Genomic DNA, 24,069 nt, shown 5'->3' with positions numbered 1-24,069 from the left:
ACGCTCTTGTGCTCAGACCCGCTTGTAAACGGGCATCATCTTGGTGTAAAGACGGCGCCGTGATCCATGACATGACTACATTGCATTTATATCACGGGACGGCGCCAAAAACGCATCCGCGAAGGATGCGCCAGGTTGATCTAGACTTACGACGCCTGCAAACTTAGAACCAGGTTTCTACCTGGAAACCGTAGGAAGTGCCGCTGGTATTGTTGTTATAGATCGGGCCGCCGTTGTTCGACGCATTGACCGAGGCGGTGGCCGCATCGTTCCATTTGCCGTAGGTCACGAAAGCGCGCAGTTCAGGACGCGACCACAGGCCAGGACCGGCGGAGATCGTCGGTGCGATGGTCAGCTTGGTCAGGCGCTTGGCTGGCTGGCCGCCCGATTGCGTCACGCGGTCCGTACCCAGTTCGCCCACCAGCTTGAAGTTGTTGGTGAACGCGTACACAGGACGCACGCCGACCGAGGTCCAGGTCGAGGAACCGGTAGCATTCGACTCGTCTTTTTGCCACAGGGCGACAAATTCCATGCCGAAGTTGGCCATCGGCTGGATCGCCATGTCATTGAAGACGCGCGTACGCTTGCGGTCCGAACCGAAACCGGTGTCGCCCGAAGCGCCGAACTGGCCGTTGCCGGCACCGCCGACGCCAGGACCGACGCCGTACTGCACGCCGAAGGTATTGCCGCCGCCGAAGACTTTCGCTTGACGGTGGAATGCCGACAGCTGCCAGCCGTTATTGCGCTTGCCCAGGATGGCGTCATCCTTGCCTTCGCCGATGATGTAGGTCGCGGCCAGGTCCAGGGTACCGTTTTCATTGACGGGGATTTCGCCGTAGATGAAGTTCTGGCGCACGGCCGATTTCGTGCCCAGGTAGGCGCCAGGTACGCCGCTGCGCGAGCCTTTGTCGTCATCGCGCTGGGCGATGTCGTTGTCCTTGAAGAAGGCGTACGAGAATTTACCGGGACCCATCGGAATGCGGTCCAGGCCGGCGCCCGTGCCGTTCATGTTGATGTATTGCAAGTCCAGCATGTGGATGTCAGGACGGTAGTAGAAGCGTTTACCGACCCAGGCCGTGCCGCCGTTCAGGAAATCGAGTCCCTGCGCTTCGACATAGGCTTTGACGATGCCCAGTTTGTTGTCGCCGAAATCCGAGTTTGGCGCGTAAGCGTTGACCCAGATCGTGGCCAGGAAGTTCACGCCGCCGGATTGGGCAACGGACTTGGTGTAGCCGAACTCCGTGTAGGCGTCGCACTCATTGCCCAGACGATATTTCATGGTGTTGCCACCGAGGCCGAAGCAGCCTTGCGAACCGCCGTCGCCCGACGTATTGCTGCCGGCGCCAGCGCGCAGGTAGCCGTGGAAGCCTTCGGAGTCGGATGGGTACATTGGATCGGCGGCAGCGGAACCGCTGGCGATGGCTAAGACGATGGCAGCTGGCAGTGTCTTCAACACGGCCTTCAACATGTTGCGATGCAGCATGGTAAGTCTCCTCAGTAGTTATTTTTTATCTAGTCATTCGTGGCCGAATGTACTGGCCAGAATTCTTTCCAGCAGGGACATAGTAACTATACTACGAACAAATATCAACATATTATGTTGTAATCCTACGACTACTCTGCGACACTTTATTTGCGTACCGATATACGGGTTGACTGCCCTGCTTTTTCCCGCCGACACCGCAGCATCCGGCACTGTGGGCGGGCATTTGCGCAAGCACCCCGCATTTTTCGGCACGCGGCACGTATACGAATTAAAATCCTTGGTTTTTGCCATAACGACAGTGCGCGGCCACGACCGTGCACGCATACGAGACTAGGCACCGCCATGAAAATTGATGAAAAAATGGAAGTAGCAGGCAGTGATCCGGCGGAGCGTTTCAGTGAAGGCCCGCGCCTGCTGGCGGACATCGGCGGCACCAATGCCCGCTTCGTGCTGGAAACGCGCCAGGGCCACCTGGAAGCGGTGGCCGTGCTGCCCTGCGACGACTACGCTTCGCTGCTCGACGCCATCACCGCATATATTGACAGCGACGAGGCGCGCGCCGCCGGTTCGGCGCGCGTGCGCCATGCGGCCATCGCCATCGCCAATCCCATCGACGACGACAATATCCGCATGATGAACCATCACTGGTTCTTCTCGATCGAGGCGATGCGCGCCGCGCTGGGCCTCGACACCCTGCTGGTGGTGAACGACTTCACGGCGCTGGCCATGGCCCTGCCCTATCTGCGGCCCGACCAGCGCCAGCAGATCGGCGGCGGCATGGCGCGCGCCGACAGTGTCATCGGCTTGCTCGGTTCGGGCACGGGCCTGGGCGTGTCGGGCATGATCCCCGCCGAAGACCGCTGGATCGCGCTGGGCAGCGAAGGGGGCCACGTCAGCTTCGCTCCGTGCGACCAGCGCGAGATGGACGTGCTGTCCTTCGCCTGGCGCGAGCTGTCGCACGTCTCGGCCGAGCGCCTCGCTTCCGGACGGGGGCTGGAACTGATCTACCGCGCCCTGTCCGAGCGCGCCGGCAAGCCCGATGCGCCGCTGCTGCTGGCAGCCGACATCACCAGCCGCGCCCTGAACAATGAATGTGACGTGTGCCTCGAAGCGGTGGACTGCTTTTGCGCCATCCTCGGCTCCATCGCCGGCAACGTGGCCATGACCCTGGGCGCGCTGGGCGGCATCTATATAGGCGGGGGCATCGTGCCGCGCCTGGGTCCCCTGTTCGAACAGTCGCAGTTCCGCGCCCGCTTCGAGCAAAAGGGCCGCCTGAACGAATACCTGGCGCAGATTCCCACCTTCCTGATCACGGCCGAACTGCCGACGTTTCTCGGCATCGCCGCCATCCTGGCGCAAAAGCTCAAGCGCGCCCATACCGGCGCGCCCGTGCTCGAATCCGTGCGCCAGGCGCGCGGACGCATGAGCCCATCGGAATGCAAGGTGGCCGACTGGGTGCTGAAGGAACCAAACGCCATGCTCACGCTGCCGATCGCCGAAATCGCCCAGCGGGTGGGCGTGAGCCAGCCGACCGTAATGCGCTTTTGCCGATCGATCGGCGTACAGGGCCTGGCCGACTTCAAATTGAAGCTGGCGTCCGGCCTGACGGGCGGCGCCATCACGGTGGCCCACTGCCACGTGGAGATCTCGGACTCCGACGCCGAATTGGCGCGCAAGGTGCTGGGCAATAATGCCTCGGCCGCGCTGGCCATGCGCGACATGCTCGACGTGAAAGCGCTGACGGCGGCCATCGAACTGCTGCGCGGCGCGCAGCGCGTGGAACTGCTGGCCGTGGGAAGCGCCCGCGTGGTGGCCGACGACATGCAGCACAAGCTGCTCAACCTGGGCATCGTCAGCAGCTTCTTTGCCGACCCGCAGGCGCAGGAAATGAGCGCCGCCATGCTCAAACCGGGCGATGTGGCGCTGGTCATTTCCCGCTCGGGCGCCCTGCCCGACCTGCTGCGCACCGTCAAGGTGGCGCAGGGCTGCGGCGCGCGCGTGCTGGCGATCACGGCCAGCGGTTCGCCGCTGGCCAAGCTGGCCGACGTGCTGCTGACCTTGAACCACCCGGAAGGCAACCTCAATTTCGTGCCCATGATCGTGCGCCTGCTGCAGTTGATGATGCTCGATATCCTGTCGGTGGGACTGGCGCGGCGCGACACGGCGCAGCGCACCAGCGCCGCCGAGCTGGAAGAAGGTCAGTTGCACGGCATGCGCATCAGCGGCAAGCTGAAATTCGGTGGCCACCTCGAATAAGGCGGCGCACGCCGCACCAGACACCGCCAGCGGGGCCACTGTGCACGACGTGGCGCGCGTGGCCGGCGTGTCGGCCATGACGGTATCGCGCGTGATCAACGGGCGCGCCAGCGTCAGCACGGCCACGCGCGACAAGGTCGAGGCGGCGATCGCCAGCCTGCGCTACCAGCCCAACCTGGCGGCTAGAGCCGCCCGCACGGGCACCCTGCGCATCGGTCTCCTGTACAGCAACCCCAGCGCCGCCTTCCTCAGCGAATTCCTCGTCGGCGCCATGGACCAGTGCCGCCAGGGCGGCGGCCAGCTGCTGCTCGAACGCTGCGAAGACCAGGGCAGCCAGCGCGCCGGCATCGATTGCCTGGTGGCCGCCGGCGTGGACGGCATCCTCGTGCCGCCGCCCCTGTGCGATTCGCCCGCGGTACTGGCGCAACTGAACCAGATGGGCATCCCCGCCATCGCCGTGGCCACGGCGCGCCCCTCGCCCGGCGTCTCGGCCGTGCGCATCGACGACTACGAAGGCGCGCTGGCCATGACGCACCATTTGATCGCGCTGGGCCACCGCGACATCGGCTTCATCGAAGGCGACCCGGCGCACACGCCCGCCCTGCTGCGCCGCCAGGCCTTCGAGGACGCCATGCGGGAAGCGGGCTTGCCAGTGGCGCCGCACAGGGTGGCGCAAGGCTACTTTACGTATCGTTCGGGGCTCGATGCGGCGCGCCAGTTGCTGGCGCAAGCACCGCACCCGAGCGCCATCTTCGCCAGCAACGACGACATGGCCGCCGCCACCCTGGCCGTGGCGCACGGCATGGGCTTGCAGGTGCCGGCGGAATTGAGCGTGTGCGGTTTCGACGACACGCCCGTCGCCACCACGGTCTGGCCCGAGCTGACCACCATCCACCAGCCCATCGCCGACATGGCGCGCGCCGCCGTCAGTCTCGTCATCGACGAAATCCGCCAGCGCCGCGCCGGGGAAACGGCGACGGCCACACATCATTTGATGGCGTTTACCTTGATGGAACGCGCGTCGACGGGACGCCCGCGCTAGCCAAGCGCATCCATGACGCTCACGCCTGCATGTCGGGCAGCTCGATTTCCGCCTTGCGCGCCGCGATCTGGCTGCCCATGGCTTCCAGGTCGATTTCCGCGTCGCGCGCGCGCGGGAAAATCTCGCCCTCCTCTTCCAGCACGTGGTGATCGATTTGCTCGGACAGTACCTTGACCTTGGCGTCATACAAGTCTTCGCCGGGCGCCATGGCGACGATTTGCGCGATCAGCTCCTTGGCTGATGCGTGCTCAACGGTGGCTTCATCGATCAAGTCTTCGTTCGAACGGCTGGCGTCGCGCACGGCGGGATAGAAGATTTCTTCTTCCACCATCGCATGCTTGCTCAGTTCCTCACAGATTTTCAGGGCCAGCTTGCGCTTGCTGACGAGCGAACGGTCGCTGAGGCCCTCATACTGTTCGAACAGTTCTTTTACGGTTTGATGGTCTTGCGTCAGCAGTTCGATCGCGTCCATGTCCGGCATGCCTGCCTGTGTTTGGGAAACGGAAGCTGCCTGAGGTGATTGGGTGGCCATGATGTTGTCTCCAAGTGTCAGCACGAAATAGACATTGTAGGCAGCACCCTGCGGTAGCCATGTAGGAGCATTGCTTACAACAAGGTAGGCCAAGCGTAAATGCGGCTACCTTGTTGATGCAGATCAGGCTAACCCTGACTTAACTGACGACCGTGCGTGTCTCGAGCGACTGCACCAGCTCCACCGAAGGCGGCGCGGCGCCGGCCGCCAGGCAGGCACCCGCGCCGGCCGCGACGGCAAAGCGCAAGTGCTGGCCGCCGTCGGCATCCGGGCGGTACATCAGGCTGTACAACAAGCCGCCGATGCTGGCGTCGCCCGCCCCCACCGAGTCGACTACCTCGATGACGGGTGGCGCCGCCTGCCACGTCCGTTCGCCCTGATACAGGGCCGCGCCCTGCGCGCCGCGCGTATATAAATACGTGGCGTGCGGATTCCAGCTGCGCAGCATGGCAAACGCGCCATCGATGTCGCCGTGGCGGAACAGCCCGGCCAGGTCTTCATCGGACACCTTGATCACGTCGGCCAGCTCCGTCATGCGGCGCAGGGTGGCGTCGTAGCGTTCATCCATCATGATGCGGAAATTCGGGTCGTAGCTGATCTTCACGCCAGCCGCCTTCAACTCCTGCGCCAGGGCCACCAGCTTGCCCGCCAGCGGTTCGCGCGCCAGGCTGATGCCGCCGAAATGCACCCATTGCGCGCCCTGCATCCAGCCGGCCGGCAAGCGCGCCGCGTCGAAATGCAGGTCGGCGCTATCGTCGCCGATGAAGTAATACGTGGGCGGATGCAGTTCATGCACGATGGCCAGCAGCGGCGACTTCGCATGGCGCTGCAGGAAGCGCATGTCCAGCCCCGCCACGTCGGTGGCAGCGGCAAGCGCGTCGCCGAAGACGTCGCGGCTGACGGCGCCCGCAAACGCGCTGGGCACGCCCAGGCGCGCCATCACGCGCGCCACGTTCCAGGTCGAGCCGCCCACCTGGCTGCTCCACGTGTCAGGGCCCGTGCGCAACATGTCCGTCAGCGCTTCGCCAGCCGACACAAAAGTTGGAAAAGAGGTGCTCATGCCGCACCGCCAATCGCGTTCAGCACTTCATAGCAGGCGCCCATGGTATGGTAATCGGTCTTGCCGGCCGGGCTTTTCTTGTTGCTGATTTTTTGGTTCTCGGGCGTCAGGATGCGGTACCAGGCGCCGTGTTCATGGTCGATGAAGTGCTTCCAGCTGTAGTCCCAGATCTTGTCATAGCTTTGCCAGTAGGCCTCGTCGCCCGTGCGCGCGGCCAGCACGGCGGCGGCGGCGAAGCTTTCCGCCTGCACCCAGAAGTATTTGTCGCCATCGCAGATTTCATCGTGCGGGCCGAAACCGTAATGGATGCCGCCATGCGTGCCATCCCAGGCCTTGGCCAGGGCCGTGTCGTACAGTTCGCGCGCGCGCGGCAGCAGCCAGTCGGACGGACCCGCCATGAACTTGGCGTGGCGCTCCATGATCAGCAGCAGCTTGGCCCATTCCGTGAAGTGGCCGGGCTGGTAGCCCCACGGACGGAAGATATTGCTCTTGTCGTGCAGGTTGTAATCCCAGTCGATAGCCCAGTCGGGCGTGTAGTGTTCCCAGATCATGCCGTTCGCCAGACCCGCCTGGCGCACGGTGATGTTGTGCGCCAAGGTTTCCGCACGGTGCAGATAGCGCGCCTCGCCCGTCGCTTCGAACGCGGCCAGCATCGCTTCGCACGCATGCATGTTCGCGTTCTGGCCACGGTAGCCATCCAGAGTAGACCAGTCGGCGCTGGCCACGTCCGCGTACAGGCCGTGTTCGGACAGCCAGAAGCGCTGTTCCATCAATTCGAACGTTTCGTCCAGGTAGGCGCGCGCTTCCGGCATCCCCGCCTGCAAGGCGTGGGCATAGGCGAGCAGCACGAAAGCCAGGCCGTAGCAGTGGTTGGCGCCGTCTTCCACCGTCTTGACGCCGTCTTTCCACGACAGTTGCCAGGCGTAGCCGCCCGTGGCCGGGTCGCGGTGCGCGTCGCGCAAAAAGGCCACGCCGTGGCGCAGGGCCGCCTGGTATTCGTCGCCGCCGAAACGGCAGTACGCCATGGCGTAATTGAAGATGAAGCGCGTGCTGCTGACCAGGTGGCGCGTGCTGGCGTCGTACACGGTGCCATCGTCGAGGAAGAAGTGATAAAAGCCGCCGCTGGGGTCAATGGCGCGCGGGTGATAAAAGTGCATCGTGTGCAGGATATGCGCTTCGAGCATCGCCTTGGAGCGGAAATCGGGATTCATGGTTCTCTCATGATATTGTTATCGATAACAATGATGATAGCATGCCGTTTCCGCGCCGTCATGCACCCTCAGGGAGTCTTCGCCAGCTTGAGCTTTTCACGCCACAGTGCGGCCTGCGCGGGGTCGGCCGCCTGTCCCAGCTCGCCCTTATCGTACACCTTGACCAGCCGTTCGATGGCGTCCAGGTCGCCCTGCTTCGCGGCCAGCAGATACAACTCGAACGGTTCAGGAGCCGGCCCTTGCCGGGTCGGGCCGCCACGCCCCTGCTCCAGCAGCCGCGCAAAACCCATCTGACCCGGCGGGCTTTTGGCGATGGCTGCCATCTCGTACCAGCCCAGGGCCGCCTCGTCGCTCTGCGGCACGCCCTGTCCCACTTCATACGAGTAGGCCACGTTGTTCAAGCCCGACGGATCGAGCGCCTTGGCCGACTTCATGTACCAGCCGAACGCCTCCTTGCGCTGCGCGTCGTCCTTCGCCGTCATCATCAACCGGTAGCCGATTTCATTGTAGGCGGGGATGAAGCCATTCTCGGCGTAAAACTTCAGCCAGTGCAGCGCGTGCGCCTGCTCTTCCGGGCTGCTGTGGATATTTTCAAAGTGCTGCGCCACCATGAAGTTGGCCAGCTCGACGCCTTGCGCGGCGCCTTTGCGCGACCAGTATTCGCCCAGCTTGCGGTCGATGGCCATGCCCTGGCCCAAGGTATAGGCCACGCCCAGGAAGGCCTGCGCCGGACCATAGCCGCCTTCGGCCGATTTCTTCATCCACGCCAGGCCGGCGTCAAGGTTGCGCGGCGTGCCCTCGCCCTCGTGCAGCATCTGCGCCAGTTCCAGCTGGGCAGCGGCATCGCCCCCTTCCGCAGCGATACGCGCTTTCTCGAAGGCGGCGACCTTGTCCGGCGACAGGTCGGCCGGGCGGTCGATCACGGCCCGCACCTTTGCGCGCATGGCGTCCTGGCCGGACATATCGAATTCCACGAGCGCCGGATGCTGGCGCGGCTTTTGCAGGGACGCTGGCTGCGCCAGCACGCTCTGCGCCAAGGCCAGGCACAAGATGAACAGCATGGTCTTCATTTGTTTTCCTTTTCAGCCAATTTGCCGCGCCATTCGGCGGCGTCTTCGGCATTCGCCTGTTGTCCCAGTTCACCGTTGACGTACACATCGACCATGCGCCGCATGGCGGGCACAAAGTGCTGCTCGTTCGCCGCCGCCTTCAGCCAGGTGATGGCCAGCGCCTGTTCTTCGGCACTGCTGCGGCCATTGATGAATTCCAGCGCCAGGATGGTTTGCGCCAGTGCGTCGCCCTGCGCCACTCCCTGGCGCAGCCAGTATTCACCCTGCACGCGGTCGATGGGCACCTTGCCACCCACGGTATAGGCGAGGCCCAAAGCCGATTGCGCCGGCGCATAGCCGCCCTCGGCCGACTTGCGTACCCAGGCCATCGACTGCGCCGTGTCTTGCGGCGCGCCCACGCCCAGCTGCAGCATGCGCGCCAGGTCCAGCTGTGCCTCCACGTCGCCCGTTTCCGCCAGCCGCCGGGTCTCGGCAAATTCGGCGATACTTTGCGGGCTATGGCTGGCCACATCCGCCCTGGCCTTGATGGCGAGCAGCTGCAGGTCGAGCAAGGTGGGCGAGGTTTGCGCCAGGATGGGCAGCGGCAGCAGAAAAGGAATCAGACAGAGTAATTTCTTGGGCATGCGGCGGTGTCGGAAAGAAGAAAACACGCATGGTAGCCGATGGCTCGCCAGGAAGGCGCGCACGGTACGGGAAGTTTGACAGGGCACCCCGGCGGGCTTACATTGCACGGGCCCGCCACTGATACAGGAACACTATGAACCATCTATCGAAAACCGCCCTGGCCTTGCTCCTTGCCATCGCCGCAAGCGGAGCCGCCAGCGCCGCCGACACCCAGCTAGCCGGCTGCGCCGCCAAGCGCGAAAGCATCCGCAGCGAATTGCGCCAGGCGCAGGAACAGGGCTTGTCCGACAAGGTCGCGGGCCTCACGCGCGCGCTCGACGAAGTCAATGCCCACTGCCGCGACAGCAGCCTGGTCGAACGCCACAACAAGAAAATCGTCAAGGCGCAGGCCAAGGTGAACCAGACGGAGCGTTCGCTACGCCTGGCCCAGGAAGCGAATAAACAGCCGAAGAAGATCGCCAAGCTGGAAGGCAAGCTGGAAAAAGCCAAGGCGGAACTGGCCGCCCTACAGGCACAGCAACCTTAAGCTTTATCGCCCAATAGCTGATAAATGCTGGAAAAGTCCAGCGCGCCAGATCCCGCCTTGCTGTGCAAACTGTACAAATTGCGCGACAAGGCGCCCAGCGGTACGCTCGCTCCGCTGGCCAGCGCGCTTTCCACGGCCAGGCCCAGGTCTTTCAGCATCAGGTCGACACCAAAGCCGCCCGTGTAGCCTCGCGATGCGGGCACGTTTTCGGCCACGCCGGGACACGGGTTGTACACGTCCAGGGTCCAGTTGCGACCCGAGCTTTTCGCCATCACGTCCGACACCACTTTGGGATCGAGCCCATTGGCCACGCCCAGGCGGATCGCTTCGCTGGTGCCGATCATGAGTATCCCCAGCAGCATGTTGTTGCAGATCTTGACCGTCTGGCCGCAGCCCGAGCCGCCCGCATGGAAGATGGCCTTGCCCATGACGTCCAGATAGGGCCGCGCCGCCGCCAGCGCGGACTCTTCGCCGCCCACCATGAAGGTCAAGGTGCCGTTGGTGGCGCCCGCCGTGCCGCCGGAAACAGGCGCGTCCAGCATGGGCAAGCCCTTCTCCTGCGCCGCGCGGCCCACCTGGCGTGCCGCCTCGGTGGAAATCGTCGAACAGTCGATCAGCAGGGTGCCGGGCCGCGCCTGCGCCAGGATGCCCGCGTCGCCAAGATAGGCGCCCAGCACGTGGCGGCTGGCCGGCAGCATGGTGATGACGATATCGGCGGCCTGGATCGCCGCCGCCTGGTCATCGGAGACCAGGCCGCCGCCATCGGCAAACTGCCGCACGCTGGCCGGCACCAAGTCAAAACCCGTCACCGCATGGCCGGCCCGCACGAGGTTTTGCGCCATGGGCAGTCCCATGTTCCCCAGGCCGATGAAAACGATATTGGTGCCCATGGCGGCCCCTTATTTCATCGAGATGGTGGTATTGACGCCGCTGCCGCCGTCGTCCGGGGCGAACCAGCGTGCCGTGACGGTCTTGGTCTGCGTCCAGAAGTACAAGGCTTGCTTGCCGTTCGGGCCCAGGTCGCCCAGTTTCGATGCGCGCGAGCCCGTGAAACTGAAGTAGGCGACGGGCACGGGAATGGCCACGTTGATGCCCACCTGTCCCACGTCGATCTCGTTCTGGAACTTGCGCCCCGCCCAGCCGGACGAGGTGAAGATCGAGGTGCCGTTGCCATTCGGGTTGGCGTTGATGAAGGCGATGGCCTGGTCCAGCGTGTCCGTTTCGACGACGCACATGGCGGGGCCGAAAATCTCCTGCGTGTAGACGGAGTTCGATGCGGCCACCTTCGAGAAAATCGTCGGCCCCATGAAGTTGCCGCCTTCGTAGCCGGCCACCTTGTGACCGCGGCCATCGAGCAGCAGTTGCGCGCCTTCGTCCACGCCCGCCTGTATCAGTTTTTCCGCCCGCTGCATGGCCGCTTTCGACACCATCGGTCCCAGGTCCGCCGTGCGGTCGCTGCCCGGTCCCACTTTCAGCGCTTGCGAGCGGGTGACGATTTCCGGCAGCCAGGAGCGGGCCTCGCCCACCAGCACCACGACGGAATTGGCCATGCAGCGCTGGCCGGCCGCGCCGAATGCGGCGCCGATCAGGTTATTGATCGCCTGTTCCTTGTTGGCGTCGGCCAGCACCACGCAATGGTTTTTCGCGCCCATCATCGACTGCGCGCGCTTGCCCGATTCGCTGGCGCGGCGGTACACATGCGTGCCCACATGGGTGGAACCGATGAAGGACACGGCCTTGATGTCGGGATGGTCGCACAGCATGTTGACGACGTCCGCGCCGCCATGCACGACATTCAGCACGCCGGCCGGCAAGCCCGCCTGGTACATCAGTTCGACCAGGTACATCGACGATGACGGGTCCTGCTCCGATGGTTTCAATACAAAGGTATTGCCGCAGGCGATGGCGATCGGGAACATGAAGCATGGCAGCATGACGGGGAAGTTGAAGGCCGTGATGCCGGCGCCCACGCCCAGCGGCTGGTAGATGTTATACACGTCGACGCCGGTGGCCGCGTTTTCCGCGATCTCGCCCAACTGCAGGGTGGCGATCGAGCACGCGTGCTCCACCACTTCCAGGCCCCGCATCACTTCCCCTTCCGCGTCGGGCAAGGTCTTGCCGTGTTCGCGCGTGATCAGTTCGGCCAAAGTACCGATGTTTTCGCGGATCAGGTGCTGGTACTTGAGCATGATGCGCATGCGCGCCGCCAGCGGCGTATTGCGCCAGGTCTTGAACGCTTCCTTGGCAGTGGCGACGGCCAGGTTGACTTCGTCGGGCGTGGAAAACGGCACCTTGGCGACGATTTCCTGCGTCGCCGGATTGATGACGTCACGCCATTCGGTGCTGGTCGAAGCGTGGTGCTTGCCGGCGATGTGCAGGGAGATGGCGGGGATTTGGGTGAGGGCTTGGTTCATGGTTGAGGCTCCGGGTGTGCGATGTTCATAGGACTCGACGGAGCAGCGGAGTACTGGGGTCAGACCCGGCGGGGGAATTTCCCCCAGTGGGGGAAATTCCGATTCCGAAGGAACTGACCCCGGCCTTATGCTGCTCCGTCGATAGACTAAAATTACTTTTTAACCAAATTGCACGCCGCAGCATCCATTGGCTTGAACGCCTGGTCGGCGGGGATGGTCGACAGCACTTTCAGGTAGTCCCACGCGCCTTTCGATTCGGCCGGGGTTTTGACCTGCACCAGGTACATGTCGTGGATGACGCGGCCGTCGGGGCGGATCGAGGCGTTGTTCATGACGGCATCCTTGATCGGCAGCTCGCGCATCTTCTGGGCTACGATCTTCGAGTCGTCGCTCTTGGCCGCCGCCACCGATTTCAGGTAGTGGTAAACGCTCGAATACACGCCCGCCTGCACCATCGTCGGCTTGGCGCCCTTGTTGAGCGCTTCGAAGCGCTTGGCAAACGCGCGGCTGCGGTCGTCGTAATCCCAGTAAAAACCGTCCGCGTAGACGAGGCCCTGGGCCGTATCGAGCCCCAGCGCGTGCACGTCGGACAGGAACACGAGCAGGGCGGCCAGGCGCTGGTCCTTGCCGCTGCCGATACGGAATTCGCGCGCCTGCTTGATGGCCGACACCGTGTCCGCGCCGCCGTTGGCCAGACCGATCACCTGCGCTTTCGAGCCTTGCGCCTGCACCAGGAAGGACGAGAAATCGGAAGCGTTCAGCGGATGGCGCACGGCGCCCACGACGGTGCCGCCATTGCGCTTGACGACGTCGCTGGCATCCTTTTCCAGCGAGTGGCCGAACGCGTAGTCGACGGTGACGAAGTACCACGATTTTTGCCCCAGCTTGGTCAGCGCCGCCGCCGTGCCGGCCGCCTGCGAATACGTGTCGAACATCCAGTGGAAGCCGTTCGGCGAGCAGTCTTCATTGGTCAGGCGTCCCGTGGCGGGGCCGCTGAACATGGCGATGCCGCCCTTTTCTTTCATCAGCTTTTGCACGGACAGGGCCACCGAGGAATTGGTCAGGTCGGCGATGGCGTCGACCTTGTCGCGGTCTATCCATTCGCGCGCCTTCGAGGCGGCGATGTCGGCCTTGTTCAAGTGGTCGGCCGACAGGATCTCGATCTTCATGCCCTTGCATTCGGCCTTCAAACAATCCTCGACGGCCATCTGGCTGGCGACGACGGAGCCGCGCCCGCCCATGGCCGAATACGGGCCGGACATGTCGGTCAGGATGCCGACCTTGACGACGCCATCGGAAATCTGCGCCTGCGCGCCAAAGGACAGGGTAAGCGCCAGCGCGCCCATGGCCAGAACGGTTTTTTTCATGCGTGTCTCCAGGTGGATGGGTTTTTCTTATATGTGTAGATGCATTCTGCATGTGTAAAAATATGCGCTCAAGTGAAATTAATGCATAATTCCTTTGCAAAAATGCACAGAGAGGGTTTGCCATGCTCGATTGGGACAATGTACGGGTCTTCCTGGAACTGACGCGCAGCGCCGGCCTTGTCGATGCGGCGAAAAAGCTGGGCATCGATCACTCCACCGTGTCGCGCCGCATGCGCAAGTTCGAGGAGCAGGTGGGCACGCAGCTGTTCGACCGCAACTACGTGGGCTACCAGCTGACGCCCGAGGGCCACCGCCTGATGGAATACGCGGAAACGATGGAAAGCACGGTGTTTGCCGCCACCGAGGAATTGGGCGAACATAACCGGCTGCTGTCGGGCCAGGTGCGCCTGGGTGCCACCGAGGGCTTCGGCGCCATCGTGCTGGCGCCCCACCTGGCACAGTTTTGCGGCAGATACCCGCACATCAGCGTGGACCTGATCGCCGTGCCCCGTTTTGTCAGCCTGTCCAAGCGCGAGGCGGACGTGGCCATTTCCATCGAGCGCCCCCTGTCCGGCCCGTATGTGGTGACCAAATTGTCCGACTACCGGCTGAAACTGTACGCCACGCCAGCCTACCTGGCACGTCACGCACCGATCACCAGCGTGGCGCAACTGGCGCAGCACCCGATCATCGGCTACGTGGACGACCTGGTCTTCAGTTCGGAACTGCGCTACATGGACAACGTGGCGCCCGACTCCCTGCGCGCGTTTCGCAGCACCAGCGTCATCGCCCAGTACCACGCGGCGCGCGCGGGCCAGGCGCTGGCGATCTTGCCCTGCTTCGTGGCCCAGCAGTCGAACGAACTGGTGCCCGTGCTCGACGGCGAGATCGACCTGCTGCGCGCCTTCTGGATGATCTCGCCGAGCGAGCGGCGCAATATCGCCAGGGTCAGCGCCCTGTGGAACTACCTGCGCAGCGCCATCGATTTGAACCACGCCTACCTGATGGGCGAAACGGCCACGCCCAGCTGGCCAGCTTGAGCACGCTGCCGCGCGCTACACTGTCGCCACATACTAATAAGGAGAACGCCATGCTGATGGATGCGAACCAGGCCGTACTGGTCATTGTCGACCTGCAAGGCCGCCTGATGCCGGCCATCCACGATGCGGGCCTCGTGCTGGCGCAAAACCTGCGCCTGGCAAAGATCGCCCGCCTGCTCGACGTGCCCGTGCTGGGCACGGAACAGAACCGCCAGGGATTGGGGCCGAACGTGGAAGAGATCGCCGCCCTGTGCGAACGGACCTTGCACAAGACGCATTTCGGCGCCTGTTTTGATGGCTTGCAGCAGATGCTGCCCGCCGGGCGCAAACAGATCATCGTCACGGGGTGCGAAGCCCATGTGTGCATGCTGCAGACGGCCATCGGCCTGCTGGAACTGGGCTACGAAGTGATCATCGCCATCGACGCCGTCGGTTCGCGCCAGGGAGCCAGCCGCGACGCGGCGCTGGCCCGCCTGGGCAAGCTGGGCGCCCATCTGGTGACGGTGGAGATGCTGGCCTTCGAATGGCTGCGCGACTGCAAGCACCCGCGTTTCCGCGAGGTATTGGCGCTGATCAAATAGCCATACTTTTACGCAGGATCAAGCCCGACCGCTGCCCATTTGCTAGCTTGGTAACAGCGCCGCCATTCCGAGCGGCGCGCCGTCCACATCAGCAAGGGAGCCATCATGGCCTATATCCTGCGAGGCAAGCTATGCGGCTTGATCTGTGCCGAGTGTCCTGAAGCCTTGTCCCACGTCATCGTGCGCCTGTACCGGCCGCGCGAGTCGCAAAACGTCACGGCGCTGGCCATGGCCAGCGCAAAGGAAACCTTCGCCATCCTCACGGAAGAAGAGGTGCAGGCGAAAGCACCGTTCCTGCTGGCCGAAGCGCGCACGGACGAGGACGGCAACTACAGTTTCACCTTGGCAAACGATTACCAGGGTGAGGCTGTGGAAGTCGATATCCTGTGCCCTACCGTGCCACGGTTGAAACCGGGGCCGAAAGACCCCGTGCCGCTGCAGTTTTCCATTACCACCATTCAGCCCCGCTGGCGCCAGGCCGAAAACGACTATCTCGCCATCTGGGACTATTGCCTGCCGCAACGCTTCTGGTGCCTGGTGCGCGCCCGCTTCGGCGCCTGGACCATCTGCGGCCGCCTGCGCACCTGCGACGCTCCCCACGCGCCCATCGCCGGCGCCACCGTGCGGGCCTTCGACGCCGACTGGCTGCAGGACGATGCGTTCGGTGTTGCGGTGACGGACGCCAGCGGGCGCTTCCGCATCGATTACCTGACGTCGGACTTCACGCTCACACCGTTTTCTCCGTTCATCAACGTGGAGTTCGCCAGCGGCCCCGACGTGTATTTCACGGCGCAACTGGGCAGCGTGACCATTCTGTCGGAAACGCAGGCCAACGGGCGCCAGCCGGGCCGCGAAAACGTGGGCCACTGTTTCTGCGTGGAATTGTGCTCGAAAGAAGTCTTGCCGCCCGACGTGGAAGGCGTGCCCCACTGGCAGCAGGTGGAAATCTTCGACATCCACCCGTTTCCCTCGCTGGCCGGCTTTTCCGCGCAAGGCTATGCGGGCGGCCCCGGCGCCTCGTATGTATTCGCCGGCGGCGTCACCCTGAAGGGCAATTGCCCGCTGCGCAACAGCGCCATTCCCGCCAACCCGCTCGAATACCGTTTCCTCATCGGCGAATGGACATGGCCCGGCGGCAGCGACGACCCGACGGCCATCCCCCCGGTGGCGCCCGCCAGCCTGGCGCCGTTGACGCAAATCCTCGGCACGCACGTCGGCTATGTGTTTTATACGAACGGACTGGGTCTCGGCGATTCAGCGCCCGTCATCATCGATGCGGGCGACTTGAAACCGGGCGGCTGGATACGGGTGGACGGCAAGCCCGTCACCGTGGACATGCGCGACGGCACGACGGCCATCGTCAACGTGGCGCCCAGCATCTTCCTGCGCACGTTCGACTTGCTGACCGTGAATACGCCGGCCATCACGAGCTTGCACCCGGCCAAGCTGCCGGGCGGCTTGCCCATCCTCGACGCGGGCCGCAGCCTGACGGCGGCCGAGAGCGAACCGATACGCCGCTACCGCCTGGGCTTCGAAGTGCGCGACGGCATCAGCCTTGCGCTGGTGGTCACGGACGGACTCGATTCCATCGTCTTCGACAACTCGCCCGTCATCGTGGCGCTGGACCTGGAAGAGTTGCGCAGCAATGCCTGCAACCCCATCGCGGGCGGCCTCGTGCATATCCTGTACACGATCGACCACCCGCATCTGCGCTTTTTCAATGTCACGATTTCCAACAACAACGGCATTACGCATCCGCCGCCACCGCTGCCGGCCGCCAGCTTCACCCCGCCGCCACCGTCCAGCAACTATCTGTTCCGTGGCGGCGCGGGCGGGCCTCATTTATCGGGCAACAATGGCGGCTTCCCCGTCAACGTGGCGCTCGATCCGCCGTGCGCCTACCGGGTGGCCATCGGTTGGCAGACGCGCCATTACCTGGCGTCGCCGCACAGCATTGACCGCCTCTACTGCAAATAGGCGAGCTTAGAAGTAGCGCACCCAGGCCTGCTTCGAGGTGCGCTTGTAATTGGCGAACGCGCGGCAAGGGAAATACAGCACGGGCATCAGGGCCAGCGCGATCAGCCACACTTGCCAGATGTGCTCGACGCCATAACGGTTGCCATGGTTGGCGCCCAGCACAGCCGTCAAGGTGATGCCGATGGCCAGCAGCAGGTACAGGTGCAGCAGATAGTAGAACATGGGCGCGCCGCCAAAGGTGGCGCAAGCCCGCGTAAACCAGTTATCGACGCTTTCCAGCCAAGCCATGCCCAGCAAGCCCAGGCCCAGGGTGAACAGCAGGAAGTCCAGCGACGGCGGATACTTGGTGAAGTTCAGCACGCTCATGGCCGTGCGCAAGGCCGTGTCGCCGGCCACCCACGGCAAGGTCTCGCCATAGAGATTGAAGCCGCGCAACACAGCCAGCAGCAGCAAACTGCCGCCGCCCAGCGCCAGCAGCAGGCGACGCCGTCCTTCGGCAGACAGCCCGCGCGCATACAGGGGGCCAGCCGCATAGCCGAGCACGATCACGCCTATCCACGGCAGCAGCGGATAGCTGACCTTGATTTTCATGGCGCCATCGGCGACCAGATAACCGCGTTGCAGCAGCACCGTCAGCAGATAGTAGCCAACGCTGCCCTCTTCCGCGTGCAGCCAGGTAAACAAATGCTGGCCGGCGACCATCGCCACGCCCAGCACAACCAGCACTTTCAACGGCAGCTTGTGCAGCACGGCCAGCGCCATCATGGCCAGGCCGATGACCCAGATCACCTGCAGATACAGGATCGCCGGCGTGAAAGTACCCATCCAGGCAAAGTTGACGAACACCAGTTCCAGCACGACCAGCAGCAAGCCCCGCTTGAACAAAAAGCCGGTAGCGCTGCGCGGACCGGCGGCAGGATGCGCATACAGCCAGGCGGACAGTCCCGTCAAAAAGACGAACATGGGCGCGCATACGTGGGCGGCCAGGCGCGTGAAGAACAGGGCCGGGTCGACGTGGGCAGCATCCATCGGGTCGCTGACCTGGTGATGCAGAAAGAACGTTTCGCGCACATGGTCGAACAGCATGATCAGCATGACGAGGCCGCGCATGACGTCGATGACGGCAATGCGGGCGCGCAGGGTGGCGGGGGAAGTCAGGGGAGTGGTCATTGGTTGATGTAAAAACTTTAGTGAGTCGACAGTGTTATTTCAGCCCACAGGCAAAAACCGGGGTCAGACCCGCCGGGGGAATACGCCCCAGTGGGGCGCATTCCGATTCCGAAGGAACTGACCCCGGCTCTACGCTGCTGGGCTCAAACAATTCTGTGGCATGCTCAGCTTGCCACAGTTAAAACCTGTAATGCGCATTCAACGTCACCATACGCTCCGCCCCCGGCGCCACCCACAGCTGGCTATAGGAACTCGCATAATAGCTGCGGTTGAACAGGTTTTCCACGTTCAGCGCCAGGCGCAGTTTGGGGTTCGGCGAGTACGATGCCAGCAGTTTGGCCGTCGTATAGGCCGGCAAGGTAAATTTGCTGCTGACGGCCACGTCGCCCAGGCGCTCGCCCACGTATTGCACACCGCCGCCCACGCTGGCCGTGCCCGTGCCCAGTGCGAATTGCTGGGTGGCCAGCAGATTGGCGCTGTGGCGTGGCACGTTGGCGAAGCGGCTGCCCGTCACGATCGTATTGTCGCCGCGCGTGACGGTGGCGTTGGTGTAGGCATAGGCGCCCGAGACGCGCAAGCCGCGCACTATTTCGCCCGACACGTCGAGCTCCAGGCCCCGGCTGCCCACCTCGCCCGCCGCGATGGCGAAGTCCGTGTTGGCGGGATTGGTCGTCAGCACATTGCTCTTGCGGATGTCGTACACGGCCACGGTGCCCGTCAGCTTGCCCGTTTCCAGCTTGGCGCCCAGCTCATACGAGCGGCTGCGCTCTGCGGGAAACGCCTGGTTGGCTATGCTGATGCCGCTGTTGGGCCGGAAGCCCTTGGCCGCGCTCGCATACAGCGACCACGCCTTCGTCGGCTGGTAGACGAGGCCCGCGCGCGGGCTGGTGGCCGACAGCGACTGGCGGTTGCTCACGTGCAGGCGATTGTTCCTCACGTCCTGCGTGTAGCTATCGTGGCGCACGCCGACCAGCGCCTTCCATTGCGCACCCAGGTCGATCTGGTCCTGCGCATACAGGCCGCGCGCCCTTTGCCCTTCCTGCGTGTCGATGGACAGGGCCAGCGGATCGGCCTTGCCGCCGTACACGGGATTGAAAATATCGATGACATAGCCATTCGCGGCCGAGGGATTGCGGCGCAGCTGCACGCGGTGGTCGTCGAAGTGATAAGCGTCGACGCCGGCCAGTACCTCGTGCGCCAGCGCGCCCGTCCTGAACTTGCCCAGCACTTCAACGCGTGCCGACACGTCGGTGGCCGAGAAATCGCGGTGGCGACGCTGGCGTTGCAGGGTGCGGCCATCGGCCAGCAGCCTGTTCGCCTCGGTCGAATAGCCGGTCAATTCGCTGTCGCGGTAGGAAGCGCCCGCCTGCACCGTCCAGTCGTCGGACAGCACGTGGTGGATGAACAGCTGCTGCCCCAGCGACTTGACCGTCATGGGACCATCACCCGGTTCGCCCAGGAAGCGCGACACGGGGACAAGTCCCAGCTGGCCATTTACGGCGACGACGCCCCGGTCGAACGGCGCGCGCTGCCGCACGGCTTCGATTTCATACGACACGGTCGTGTGCTCGCCCACCAGCCAGAGGAAGGACGGCGAAAACAGGCTGCGCTCGACTTTCAAAGTATCGCGGAAGCTGTGCCCTTCTTCATGCGCCGCGTTCAGGCGGTAGGCGATGTTGCCGCTCAAGGGTCCCGTCAAATCCAGGGCGGCGCGGCGCGTCTGGAAGCTGCTGAGCGATACATCGGCGCTGTATTCCGGCGCGAACTTCGGCTTTTTCGTCGTGATGTTCACCGTGCCGCCCGGCTCGCCCCGGCCGTACAGGGCCGACGCGGGGCCTTTCAGCACTTCCACTGCCTGCGTATTGCCGCCGTCGCGCATGCCGTTGTAGCCGCGGCTGGAACTGAAACCGTTGACCATGTAGTCGGAACCGAAATTCGGGTCGCCCGTGAAGCCGCGCATGGCGTAGCTGTCCCACAGGCCGCCCAGCGGGCTTTGTTTTGCAATGCCGCTGGCCAGGTCCAGCGCGCCGGCCAGGGTCGTCACGCCCGCGTCGCGCAGCAAGTCGCCGGTCAGCACGCGCACGCTTTGCGGCAAGTCCATCAGCAAGGCATCCGTCTTGGTGGCGCCCGTGGCGGATAAACTGCGGTAATGCTGGCGCTCGGCCTTGACGGTGACGACGTCCTGCGCGTCGGGCTGGTCGGCGGCAGGATCGGCTGCCAGCGCCAGGGGGCTGGCGGTGGCCAGCAAGAGCGCCATGGGGCGGCGTAAAAACACGGACATGGGATTCCTGACAATGGGCAATTCAATGCAATAGGCTTGCATTATAATTGATAATCAATTCTCATTAAAGCCTTCATCAAACATCTGCGTCAAAAACTCCACGAACACCTGCACCTTGGCCGCGCGCAGCTGACGCGGATGGAACAGCGCCCACAGGTCCGGCCCCCGCGTGCGGAACGGTTGCAGCACGGGCACGAGGCTGCCTTCACGCAGCGGCTGCAGCACGGAAACGGACAACGCCTGCACGATACCGCAGCCGGCCTGGGCGGCGGCAATCATCGATTCGATATGGTCGAAGGCCAGGGCGGCCGGCGGCGTATGCGCATATGCCGCGTCGCCCTCCTCTCCAGCCTTGGCCTGGAACAGCCAAGGCCGCACCTGGCGCGATTTCGGATACAGGAAATGCAGGCAGGCAAACTGGTCCAGCTCCTGCGGCGTGCGCGGCAGGCCATGCCGGGAGACAAAGGCGGGCGAGGCGCAGCACAGATAATCCATGTTCAGCAGGCTGCGCGCCACCAGTGACGAATCCTGCGGTTCGCCGATGCGCAGCATCACATCGATGCCCTCTTCCACCATGTCGACCAGGCGGTCGCTGACCGTCAGGCGCAGGGTGATGTCAGGATAGGCGGCCGTAAAGCGGGGCAAAGCGGGCGCCACGAGATTGCGGCTGATGCTGCTGGGCATATCCACGCGCAAGCTGCCCGATGGTTTCCCGGCCGCTTGTTCAAGACTGGACTCCAGCGCAGCCATATCGGCCAGCATCTGGCGCGCCTGCGCATGGCATTGCCGGCCTTCGGCCGTCAGCGACATGCTGCGCGTGGTGCGCTGCAAGAGGCGCACGCCGAAGTGTTTTTCCAGCGCCGCCACCTGGTTCGTCACGGACGAGGTCGAGATGCCCAGGCGCTGCGCCGCCTTGCTGAAGCCGCCCGCCTCGACCACGGCGCAAAACACCTGCATCGCTTCCAGCCTGTCCATGCACTCCCTCCCGTTTGCCTATGATTATCCACGATATCGAAATAGTGCATGGGGCCGCGCCCTGTTTTTCTTTGTGCCGTCACCGCCTAGACTGAAGCATCAACCACAGGAGAACACCATGCAAGCCCTCGTCCTCACCAGCTTTGCCGCGCCCATGACCATCGAAAACGTTCCCGTGCCGCAGCCCGGCCCCGGGCAAGTCCTCGTGCGTATCGCTGCCAGCGGCGTCAATCCGCTCGACACGAAAATCGCCGCCGGCGCCGCCCCGCACGCCCGGCCCCGCCTGCCTGCCATCCTCGGCATCGACGTGGCCGGCACGGTGGAAGCCGTCGGCGATGGCGTGACGACTTTTCACGTTGGCGCAACAGTGTATGGCATGGCGGGCGGCATCGGCGGCATCCAGGGCTCGCTGGCCGAGTACGGCGTCTTTGACGCCGCGCTGCTGGCGCCCGTGCCGCTTGGGCTGAGCATGCGCGAAGCAGCCGCCCTGCCCCTCGTCTTCATCACGGCCTGGGAAGGATTGGTCGATCGTGCCCACGTGAAGGTGGGCGACAGTGTGCTCGTGCATGGTGGCGCGGGCGGCGTGGGCCACATGGCCGTGCAGCTCGCCGTGGCCCTTGGCGCCACGGTGTTTGCCACGGGCAGCGCCGCCAGCCGCGACGCCATCGAGGCGCTGGGCGCGCGCTTCATCGATTACCGGACCAGCACGGTGGACGACTACGTGGCCGAATACACGGGCGGCGCCGGCTTCGACATCGTCTACGACACGGTGGGCGGCGCCACCCTGGACGCCAGCTTCCAGGCGGCACGCCTCTACGGCGGCCACGTCGTCAGCTGCCTCGGCTGGGGCACGTTCGCGCTGAGCCCGCTGACGGCGCGCGCGGCGACGTACTCGGGCGTGTTCACCCTGCTGCCCCTGTTGAGCGGTGAGCATCATGCGCGCCATGGCGCCATCCTGCGCGAAGCTAACAAGCTGATCGAGGCGAGCAAGCTGCAGGTGCGGCTCGATCCACGCCGCTTTACCTTGCACACGGCGCACGCGGCGCAGACGGACGGCAGCGCGCGCGGCAAGCTGGTGGTAGAGGTGCGGGATTGAACGCGGGCTTGTTACTTGCAAGCGGAAACGTTAATATACAAGAATAAACTTGCATATTAACGGAGCTCTTGATGCGTGAAAATCTGGAAAAACTGCTGGCGCAGGGGCGCGACAACGCGCTGCTGCGCTTTGGCCTGGGAGATGCCTGCCTGAAAGACCATGACGCCGAGCAAGCAGCCCTGCACCTGGCGCAAGCCACCGTGCAGCAGCCCGGATATTCCGCCGCCTGGAAACTGCTGGGCAAGGCCTTGCACCAGCTGGGCCGGCTGGACGAAGCGCAGGCCGCCTGGACCACCGGCGTGACGGTGGCCCAGCAGCAAGGCGACCTGCAAGCCGTCAAGGAAATGACGGTGTTCCTGAAACGCCTGCACAAACAGCGCCAGGCGGCAGAGTAAAAAACTTAATGCACGTGCGCGGCGCCCTTGGCGTCAAGAGGCGCCGCCTCGCCCCGCTCTTTCGCCAGGCGCTTGGCCAGCAAGCCGCCCGCTTCGGCCGCATAGGCGCGGCAGGCGCTGGCGTCGATCAGGGGATTGTCCGATCCGCTGCGCCTGGCGGCCTTGCCCAGCACATCCGTCGTGCCCGGATGCACGGGGATGATGATATCGCATGGCAAGGCGGCCACCTTGGCGATGCTCGCTTCGAACGAGGCCGAGATATCGGGTGTGCCGCCTTTGCCCGCGCCTTTGCCCGTATAGCGGAAATCGCCGCTCGCATATGGGTTCAGGCTATCCGCATACACGACGTCCAGGCAGCGCTGGCCTTCGCATGACGTCCACGTCCACGTCGTGCCGCCGGGAGTGTGCCCTGGCGTCATGTGGGCCGTCAGGGTCAACGGTCCCAGCTTGACGGTATCGCCCTCGGCCACCAGGCTGACCTTGCTTACCTTGGACACATGCACGACGGGATCGGCCTGGTACTGCGGATCGTCCTTGCCATTGGTGCCGCTTTGCAGCACGGGCGCGGCCGCTGCGCTGGCCATCACGGTGGCGCCGCTGGCCCGCTGCAGCGCGGCGATGCCGCCCGCATGGTCCCAATGCGCGTGCGAATTGAGGATGTATTTCACGTCCTCGATGCGAAAGCCCAGCGCCTTGATGTTTGCGATGATCAATGGCGCCGATTGCGGCAGCGCGCCGTCGAGCAGGATATGACCCTGCGGACTCGTCACCAGCACGGCGGACAGGCCGGCCGTGCCCACATACCAGGTATTGCCAAAGACATTGAACGGCTTGACGGGCGCGTTCCATTCCTTGCAATTGTCGCAATTGACCGGTTTATCCTGCACAGTCGCCGGCGTCTTCGCCTGCCCCGTACCAGCCGCCATGGTCGCAACCGTAGCCAGCATCAACTTCGCCAATAGTGCC

The 24,069-nt window shown here is 64.1% G+C and carries 21 protein-coding genes; 8 read left to right on the top strand and 13 right to left on the bottom strand.

Annotated features, from left to right (window positions below; all coding sequences use genetic code 11):
• Nucleotides 1-163: 163 nt before the first annotated feature.
• Entirely contained in the window at nt 164-1,483 is a 1,320-nt protein-coding gene (locus KO538_RS11230) for a carbohydrate porin (RefSeq protein ID WP_080698777.1), read from the bottom strand.
• A 345-nt stretch (nt 1,484-1,828) separates the two neighbouring features.
• Here KO538_RS11230 and KO538_RS11225 point away from each other — a divergent pair, with 345 nt between their 5' ends.
• Both KO538_RS11225 and KO538_RS11220 read left to right on the top strand, forming a co-directional pair.
• On the top strand, nt 1,829-3,742 hold the full coding sequence (locus KO538_RS11225) for a glucokinase (RefSeq protein ID WP_070304396.1): 1,914 nt from the start codon (nt 1,829-1,831) through the stop codon (nt 3,740-3,742).
• Nucleotides 3,726-4,784 (top strand): LacI family DNA-binding transcriptional regulator, encoded by a 1,059-nt coding sequence (locus KO538_RS11220; protein ID WP_219328359.1) that lies wholly within the window; start codon nt 3,726-3,728, stop codon nt 4,782-4,784. The genes KO538_RS11225 and KO538_RS11220 overlap by 17 nt, the downstream gene beginning before the upstream one ends.
• A 19-nt stretch (nt 4,785-4,803) precedes the next feature.
• On the opposite strand, the gene KO538_RS11215 is transcribed toward KO538_RS11220, so the two are convergent.
• The 5 genes from KO538_RS11215 to KO538_RS11195 all read right to left on the bottom strand — a co-directional run bounded on the left by KO538_RS11215 (nt 4,804) and on the right by KO538_RS11195 (nt 9,280).
• Complete coding sequence (locus tag KO538_RS11215; protein ID WP_235502044.1) at nt 4,804-5,256, bottom strand: hemerythrin domain-containing protein; 453 nt, start codon at nt 5,254-5,256, stop codon at nt 4,804-4,806.
• Between the two features lie 199 nt (nt 5,257-5,455).
• Nucleotides 5,456-6,376: a carbohydrate kinase gene (locus KO538_RS11210; RefSeq protein WP_034757596.1), complete on the bottom strand. Its 921-nt coding sequence runs from the start codon at nt 6,374-6,376 to the stop codon at nt 5,456-5,458.
• Nucleotides 6,373-7,587, bottom strand: coding sequence for an AGE family epimerase/isomerase (locus tag KO538_RS11205; RefSeq protein ID WP_219328358.1), 1,215 nt, complete (start codon nt 7,585-7,587; stop codon nt 6,373-6,375). Before KO538_RS11205 ends, KO538_RS11210 begins: the two co-directional genes overlap by 4 nt.
• 68 nt (nt 7,588-7,655) lie before the next feature.
• The gene (locus tag KO538_RS11200; protein ID WP_219328357.1) at nt 7,656-8,657 is read right to left on the bottom strand and encodes a tetratricopeptide repeat protein; all 1,002 of its coding nucleotides are present in this window, start codon (nt 8,655-8,657) and stop codon (nt 7,656-7,658) included.
• Complete coding sequence (locus KO538_RS11195) at nt 8,654-9,280, bottom strand: tetratricopeptide repeat protein (RefSeq protein ID WP_219328356.1); 627 nt, start codon at nt 9,278-9,280, stop codon at nt 8,654-8,656. Before KO538_RS11195 ends, KO538_RS11200 begins: the two co-directional genes overlap by 4 nt.
• Nucleotides 9,281-9,414: 134 nt before the next feature.
• Here KO538_RS11195 and KO538_RS11190 point away from each other — a divergent pair, with 134 nt between their 5' ends.
• On the top strand, nt 9,415-9,807 hold the full coding sequence (locus tag KO538_RS11190; RefSeq protein ID WP_219328355.1) for a DUF1090 family protein: 393 nt from the start codon (nt 9,415-9,417) through the stop codon (nt 9,805-9,807).
• Here KO538_RS11190 and mmsB read toward each other — a convergent pair.
• From mmsB to KO538_RS11175, 3 genes are all read right to left on the bottom strand, one after another.
• The gene (gene mmsB / locus KO538_RS11185; RefSeq protein WP_219328354.1) at nt 9,804-10,697 is read right to left on the bottom strand and encodes a 3-hydroxyisobutyrate dehydrogenase; all 894 of its coding nucleotides are present in this window, start codon (nt 10,695-10,697) and stop codon (nt 9,804-9,806) included. The genes KO538_RS11190 and mmsB overlap by 4 nt on opposite strands.
• A gap of 9 nt (nt 10,698-10,706) precedes the next feature.
• Complete coding sequence (locus tag KO538_RS11180) at nt 10,707-12,221, bottom strand: CoA-acylating methylmalonate-semialdehyde dehydrogenase (RefSeq protein ID WP_219328353.1); 1,515 nt, start codon at nt 12,219-12,221, stop codon at nt 10,707-10,709.
• 152 nt (nt 12,222-12,373) lie between these two features.
• Nucleotides 12,374-13,588: an ABC transporter substrate-binding protein gene (locus tag KO538_RS11175; protein ID WP_219328352.1), complete on the bottom strand. Its 1,215-nt coding sequence runs from the start codon at nt 13,586-13,588 to the stop codon at nt 12,374-12,376.
• Nucleotides 13,589-13,710: 122 nt separating this feature from the next.
• Here KO538_RS11175 and KO538_RS11170 point away from each other — a divergent pair, with 122 nt between their 5' ends.
• The 3 genes from KO538_RS11170 to KO538_RS11160 all read left to right on the top strand — a co-directional run bounded on the left by KO538_RS11170 (nt 13,711) and on the right by KO538_RS11160 (nt 17,186).
• A complete protein-coding gene (locus KO538_RS11170; protein ID WP_034757572.1) occupies nt 13,711-14,628 on the top strand; it encodes a LysR family transcriptional regulator in 918 nt (305 codons plus the stop codon).
• A 50-nt stretch (nt 14,629-14,678) separates the two neighbouring features.
• Nucleotides 14,679-15,209: an isochorismatase family protein gene (locus KO538_RS11165; protein ID WP_219328351.1), complete on the top strand. Its 531-nt coding sequence runs from the start codon at nt 14,679-14,681 to the stop codon at nt 15,207-15,209.
• A gap of 105 nt (nt 15,210-15,314) precedes the next feature.
• Nucleotides 15,315-17,186: a carboxypeptidase-like regulatory domain-containing protein gene (locus tag KO538_RS11160; RefSeq protein WP_219328350.1), complete on the top strand. Its 1,872-nt coding sequence runs from the start codon at nt 15,315-15,317 to the stop codon at nt 17,184-17,186.
• A gap of 6 nt (nt 17,187-17,192) precedes the next feature.
• On the opposite strand, the gene KO538_RS11155 is transcribed toward KO538_RS11160, so the two are convergent.
• From KO538_RS11155 to KO538_RS11145, 3 genes are all read right to left on the bottom strand, one after another.
• Nucleotides 17,193-18,356: a DUF1624 domain-containing protein gene (locus KO538_RS11155; protein WP_219328348.1), complete on the bottom strand. Its 1,164-nt coding sequence runs from the start codon at nt 18,354-18,356 to the stop codon at nt 17,193-17,195.
• A gap of 178 nt (nt 18,357-18,534) precedes the next feature.
• Complete coding sequence (locus KO538_RS11150; RefSeq protein ID WP_257620293.1) at nt 18,535-20,637, bottom strand: TonB-dependent siderophore receptor; 2,103 nt, start codon at nt 20,635-20,637, stop codon at nt 18,535-18,537.
• Nucleotides 20,638-20,691: 54 nt separating this feature from the next.
• Nucleotides 20,692-21,612, bottom strand: coding sequence for a LysR family transcriptional regulator (locus KO538_RS11145; protein WP_219328347.1), 921 nt, complete (start codon nt 21,610-21,612; stop codon nt 20,692-20,694).
• A gap of 118 nt (nt 21,613-21,730) precedes the next feature.
• On the opposite strand from KO538_RS11145, the gene KO538_RS11140 reads away from it, so the two are divergent.
• The gene (locus KO538_RS11140; protein ID WP_219328346.1) at nt 21,731-22,708 is read left to right on the top strand and encodes a zinc-dependent alcohol dehydrogenase family protein; all 978 of its coding nucleotides are present in this window, start codon (nt 21,731-21,733) and stop codon (nt 22,706-22,708) included.
• Between the two features lie 71 nt (nt 22,709-22,779).
• Nucleotides 22,780-23,103, top strand: a complete 324-nt coding sequence (locus tag KO538_RS11135) for a tetratricopeptide repeat protein (RefSeq protein WP_046683746.1) — start codon at nt 22,780-22,782, stop codon at nt 23,101-23,103.
• A 5-nt stretch (nt 23,104-23,108) separates the two neighbouring features.
• Here KO538_RS11135 and bla read toward each other — a convergent pair whose 3' ends face one another.
• Entirely contained in the window at nt 23,109-24,050 is a 942-nt protein-coding gene (gene bla / locus KO538_RS11130; protein ID WP_257620292.1) for a subclass B3 metallo-beta-lactamase, read from the bottom strand.
• Between the last annotated feature and the right edge of the window lie 19 nt (nt 24,051-24,069).

This window comes from Janthinobacterium sp. NKUCC08_JDC, from assembly GCF_019345575.1.
In the GTDB taxonomy this organism is placed as follows: Bacteria; Pseudomonadota; Gammaproteobacteria; order Burkholderiales; family Burkholderiaceae_D; genus Janthinobacterium; species Janthinobacterium aestuarii.
This window is presented reverse-complemented; position numbering and strand designations above follow the sequence as displayed.